General features: G+C 74.1%; 4 protein-coding genes. 3 read left to right on the top strand and 1 reads right to left on the bottom strand.

Features of this window, described 5'->3' with window-relative positions; all coding sequences use genetic code 11:
* On the bottom strand, nucleotides 1-208 hold a 208-nt coding region (locus tag KIK05_RS46285), incomplete at its 3' end, for a hypothetical protein (RefSeq protein WP_214417317.1).
* Between KIK05_RS46285 and KIK05_RS46280 the strand changes: the two genes are divergently transcribed.
* Genes KIK05_RS46280 through KIK05_RS46270 form a run of 3 tightly spaced genes read left to right on the top strand, consistent with a single transcriptional unit; the run spans nucleotide 207 to nucleotide 4,409 of the window.
* Nucleotides 207-2,210: a serine/threonine-protein kinase gene (locus KIK05_RS46280; protein ID WP_250564600.1), complete on the top strand. Its 2,004-nt coding sequence runs from the start codon at nucleotides 207-209 to the stop codon at nucleotides 2,208-2,210. The two genes, KIK05_RS46285 and KIK05_RS46280, sit on opposite strands and share 2 nt — an antisense overlap.
* Nucleotides 2,207-3,127, top strand: coding sequence for a PP2C family protein-serine/threonine phosphatase (locus KIK05_RS46275; RefSeq protein ID WP_214417315.1), 921 nt, complete (start codon nucleotides 2,207-2,209; stop codon nucleotides 3,125-3,127). Before KIK05_RS46280 ends, KIK05_RS46275 begins: the two co-directional genes overlap by 4 nt.
* Nucleotides 3,120-4,409 carry a vWA domain-containing protein gene (locus KIK05_RS46270; protein WP_214417314.1) on the top strand — a complete coding sequence of 430 codons (1,290 nt, stop codon included), beginning with the start codon at nucleotides 3,120-3,122 and terminating at the stop codon, nucleotides 4,407-4,409. Before KIK05_RS46275 ends, KIK05_RS46270 begins: the two co-directional genes overlap by 8 nt.
* Nucleotides 4,410-4,548: the final 139 nt, after the last annotated feature.

The raw sequence follows: 4,548 nt of genomic DNA, 5'->3' as shown, positions 1-4,548 counted from the left end.
AGGGAGCCGTCCCCGCGTGGCCGTCCGCGCCCGCCGGCCAGGCTCCGCCGGGCGGCCACGCGCCCCCGCCGCCGCGCGGCCTGCCGTCCGGGGCGCTGACCAGTCCGTCCGTCGCCGGCACCACCCCCTCGATCGCCAGCAGCGCCGCCGGGTTCACCAGCGGGTCGCGGCGCGGCAGCACGCGCTCGCGCAGGGGCATGCTCGGCATGGGGCTCGTCGAGGTGCCCCCCGTTCCCTACCGGGACCCGTCGGCGGTCGTGCTCGCCGACCCCGTCGTCCCGGAGGACCGCCGCTTCTGCGGCAACCCCGACTGCGGCAAGCCCGTCGGGCGGCAGCGCGACGGCCGTCCGGGGCGGCCCGAGGGCTTCTGCCCGCACTGCGGCCAGCGCTTCTCGTTCACCCCCAAGCTGCACGCGGGCGACCTGGTCGCCGGGCAGTACGAGGTCAAGGGCTGCCTGGCCCACGGCGGGCTCGGCTGGATCTACCTGGCCGCCGACCGCAACCTCGACGGCCGCTGGGTCGTGATGAAGGGCCTGCTCGACACCGGCGACCTGGAGGCGATGGCCGCCGCCGAGGCCGAGCGGCGCTACCTCACGGCGATGGACCACCCGAACATCGTCAAGATCTTCAACTTCGTCAGCCACCCCGATCCCACCACCGGGACGATGGTCGGCTACATCGTCATGGAGTACGTCGGCGGCGAGTCCCTGCAGGACCTGCTGCGCAAGCGGCTGCGGGAGAGCGGCAACGCCGTGGCGCTCCCGCTGTCGCAGGTCATCGCCTACGGCCTGGAGATCCTGCGCGCCTTCGGCTACCTGCACGACCGCGGCATGCTCTACTGCGACCTCAAGCCCGCCAACGTCATCCAGGTGGAGGAGCAGCTCAAGCTCATCGACCTCGGCGCCGTCCGGCGCATCGACGACGGCGCCAGCGCGATCTACGGCACCGTCGGCTACCAGGCGCCCGAGATCGCCTCCCAGGGCCCCTCGGTCGCCTCCGACCTGCACACCGTGGGCCGCACCCTCGCGGTGCTGGGCTTCCCGTTCAGCCCCGCGAGCGGCGGGCAGATGACCCCGCTGCCCGACATGGGCCCGCAGTACGAGTCGTACCAGCGGCTTCTGCGGCGCGCGACCGATCCCGACCCCGGCAAGCGGTTCCAGAGCGCCGCCGAGATGTCCGAGCAGCTCGTCGGGGTGCTCCGGGAGATCAGGGCCGCCGAGGAGGGCGTGCCGCACGGCGCGCAGTCCGGCGTGTTCGGCCCCGAGCGCGGCGCGGTCGGCACCGAGCTGGCCCCCGCGGCCACCGGGCAGGTCTTCGCCGCGCTCGACCAGCTCGACGCCGCGTCGTCGCTGCCGGTGCCGCTGGTGGACCCGGAGGACCCCGGCGCCGGTTTCCTCGCGGGACTCACCTCCGGCAACCCCGACGAGCTGATCGCGGTGCTGCAGTCGGCGCCGCCCACCCCGGAGACCACGCTGGCGCTGATCAGGGTGCTCAGCGAGCTCGGCCGTCCGGTCCCCGAGGAGCTGTACCGGCGGGCCGCCACCGACCTGCCGGGCGACTGGCGGCTGTGGTGGTACCGCGGGATCGCCGAGCTCGCCTCGGGCGACCCCGGCATGGCGGTCCGGTTCTTCGACGGCCTCTACTCCTGGTTCCCCGGCGAGATCGCGCCGCGCCTGGCCCTGGCGTTCGCCCTGGAGGCCGCGGGAGCCGACGCCGAGGCCGCCCGTCACCACGCCGCGATCTGGCAGACCGACCGGGCCTACGTCAGCTCCTGCTTCGGCCTGGCCCGCATCCGGCTGGCCCAGGGCGACCGGGCCGGCGCCACCCGCGCGCTCGACGAGGTGCCGCCGACGTCGATCCACCGCACCGCCGCCCAGGTGGCGGCCGTCGCGGTGACGGTACGCGGGCAGGCCCCCGCCGAGCCGGAGCTGGTCACGGCGGGGGAGCGGCTGCGCATGCTGAAGCTCGACTCGCGCGACCGTGACGGCCTGGCCTCCGAGGTGCTCGAGAGCGCGCTCGCCCGGTTCGTGACCGGCCAGTCGACGGGGGGCGGCGGCACCATCCTCGGCGCCACCCCGCTGGACGAGCAGGGCGTGCGCGGGGAGCTGGAGCGCGTCTACCGCTCGCTCGCGCGCTCGGCCCGTTCCACCGAGGACCGCCACGCCCTCATCGGCAGGGCCAACGCCGTGCGCCCGAGGACGATGTGGTGAGCGGCTCCTGTCCCGTCTGCGGCACGGGCGTCCGTCCCGACGAGGCGTTCTGCGAGCAGTGCGGCCACGACCTGTCCGTCGCGGTCACGCCCCCCACGCCGTGCACGGCCTGCGGCTCGGCCGGCGTCGGCCCCGACGGCTACTGCGAGAACTGCGGCATGCTGCAGCCCTCCGGGCGCGACCACGTCGAGATCGTGCTGGAGACCTCCGCCGCGGTCAGCGACCGGGGCCTGCGCCACAGCCGCAACGAGGACGCCATGGCCCTGCTGACCGCCGGCGCGGGCACCGTCGTGGCCGTCGTCTGCGACGGGGTGTCCAGCTCGCCCCGCCCCGACGAGGCGTCCCAGGCCGCGGCCGACATCGCGGCCGTCACCATCGCCAAGCGGCTCGCCGAAGGGGACGACGCCGAGAGCGCCACCCGCGAGGGCGTCCGCCTCGCCGCCGACACCGTCGCCGCCTCCGCCCACCCCGGCGAGGACTCACCCGCGTGCACCTACGTCTCGGCGGTGGTCGCGCCGCGGCAGGTCACGGTCGGCTGGGTCGGCGACAGCCGGGCGTACTGGCTCGGCGCCCACTCGGCGCTGCTGACCGTCGACGACGCCACCCCCGGCACTCACATGCTCACCGCCTGGCTCGGCGCCGACGCCGGCGAGGTGGTGCCGCACGTCAGGACGTTCACCACCGACGGGCCCGGCGTGGTGCTGCTGTGCAGCGACGGGCTGTGGAACTACTACCCCGAGCCGGAGGCCCTCGCCGCGCCGGCCCTGAACGACCCTCCTCTCACGGCGGCGCGGCGTCTGGTGCGCATGGCCATCGAGGCGGGGGGACACGACAACATCACCGTCGCGGTCGTCCCATTCGGACAGGGGGAGCGGGACTCTGCCACGGTGGCATTCCCAAAGGAGAGAAGTGACTGACTTCACCATTCGCGTGGACCAGAACAAGTACCTGCCCGCGGGGAGCCAGGAGGTCCACGCGATCGTCACCGTCGAGGCGAACGGGCCCGTCGAACAGGTCTCGACCGCCCAGGCGGCCGAGGTGATCATCGTCGACACCTCCGGCTCGATGTCGTACGGCAAGATCAACGACGCCCGCAAGGCCGCGCAGGCCGCCATCGACACCCTCCGCGACGGGGTCCACTTCGCGGTGATCGCGGGCAACCACCAGGCCGAGGTGATCTTCCCGGGGAACGGCCGGCTCGCCCCCGCGGACCCGGGCAGCCGCGCGGCCGCCAAGGAGGCCGTCTCCCGCCTGCGGGCCGACGGCGGCACCGCCATGGGACGCTGGCTGCGCCGCGCCGCCGACCTGTTCAGCGCCCACCAGATCGAGTACCCCGGCGCGATCCACCACGCCATCCTGCTGACCGACGGCAAGAACGAGCACGAGCCCGCCCCAGAGTTCGACGCCAACCTCGCCTACTCCACGGGCAAGTTCGTCTGCGACTGCCGCGGCGTCGGCACCGACTGGGTGGTGGCCGAACTGCGCCGCATCGGCTCCACCCTGCTGGGCAGCGTGATGGACGTCCGCAAGCCCGAGGACCTCGAGGCGGACTTCCGCGCGATGACCGAGGCGGCCATGGGCAAGACCGTCGCCGACGTCGCGCTGCGCGTGTGGACGCCGAGGGCGGCCACCCTGAACTTCGTCAAGCAGGTGTCCCCGGCCCTGGAGGACCTCACCGCCCGCCGCACCGACGTCGACGCGATGAACGGCGACTACCCCACCGGAAGCTGGGGCGGGGAGTCCCGCGAGTACCACCTCAGCGTCACCGTGCCCCCGGGCAACGTCGGCCAGGAGATGCGCGCGGGCCTGGTGAAGATCGTCCTGCCTCAGACCGGCGAGGTCCTGGCCAGCGGCAACATCCTCGCCCAGTGGAGCGACGACCCGGTCCAGTCGACCCGCATCAACCCCCGCGTCGCCCACTACACCGGGCAGCAGGAGCTCGCCTCGCTCATCCAGGAGGGCCTGCAGGCGCGCAACGCGGGCGACGTGGAGACCGCGACGGCGCGGCTCGGCAAGGCGCGCGGCATCGCCGAGCGCGCCGGCAACGAGGAGACCGCCAAGCTGCTCGACAAGGTCATCGACGTCGACCCGGCGACGGGAACCGCACGTCTCAAGCGCGTCGTTGACAAGGCGGACGAGATCGCGCTCGACACCCGTTCCGTCCGTACCGTCCGCATGCGCAAGGACCCGGAGAGCTGAGCATGGCCATATGCCCCGAAGGGCACGACTCCGCGGACGAGGAGTACTGCGACATCTGCGGCGCGCGGATGACGGGCGCCCCGGCCGCCGCGGCACCGGCCGCGCCCGCCGCCACTCCCGCGTCCCCGGGAGGCGGCGG

The sequence above is a fragment of the Sphaerisporangium fuscum genome, from assembly GCF_018531465.1.
GTDB lineage: Bacteria > Actinomycetota > Actinomycetes > Streptosporangiales > Streptosporangiaceae > Sphaerisporangium > Sphaerisporangium fuscum.
The sequence above is the reverse complement of the archived record's forward strand: the minus strand, read 5'-3'. Positions and strand labels throughout refer to the sequence as shown.

Bases quoted from the DNA above. Each gene is read 5' to 3' on its own strand.
- KIK05_RS46280 (WP_250564600.1), top strand. From the start codon at position 207: ATGGGGCTCGTCGAGGTGCCCCCCGTTCCCTACCGGGACCCGTCGGCG.